Genomic DNA, 617 nt, shown 5'->3' on the forward strand with positions numbered 1-617 from the left:
TGGTGTACTGTGTTCCACGGTCACTGTGGATGATAGCGCCTTCCAGTGCAGGATAAGCAGTCAGGGCGTTTTCCAGTGTATGGACACACAGATCTGCTTTCATGTTTGTTTCCATTGCCAGACCAAGGACGCTAAGATCAAAGCAGTCGAAAATCACAGATACATACAGTTTCCCATTGGACGCCGGGATTTCCGTGATATCTGTAATACATTTTTCTAATGGGGCATCTGAATGGAAATCCCGTTTCAGCAGATCATCTGATTTCATAGCCTCCCGGTCTGCCTTTGTGATCCCGTTCGGTCTTCGCTTGGGGCGATGGCTCAGGCCAATTTGGTCCATGACCCGGTATACGGTCCGCTCACTGGGAATCGACACTCCCTCCGGCCGCTTCAGGCACAGTGCCTGATACATCCGAATCCGTCCGTAAGTATCGTTACATTCATCCTCGCTGGCGATTTCTTTCATGGCATCCGCCAGGTCTTGGTACTTCCAGGGACGATCTTTGGTTTCAAGATATTTATAGAAGCCTTGCCGGCTGATACCAAGCATTCGGCAATAAAATGAAATTTTCCCGGTAATCCTGCCGTCCTCTGTTTTCAAAGCCAAAAAGATCATT

General features: G+C 48.6%; 1 protein-coding gene. It reads right to left on the reverse strand.

Annotated features, from left to right (window positions below):
• On the reverse strand, positions 1-616 hold a 616-nt coding region (locus CI597_RS17590; RefSeq protein ID WP_024729454.1), incomplete at its 3' end, for a DDE-type integrase/transposase/recombinase.
• Position 617 lies beyond the last annotated feature (1 nt).

The sequence above is a fragment of the Anaerostipes hominis (ex Lee et al. 2021) genome, from assembly GCF_002270485.1.
Lineage (GTDB): Bacteria > Bacillota > Clostridia > Lachnospirales > Lachnospiraceae > Anaerostipes > Anaerostipes hominis.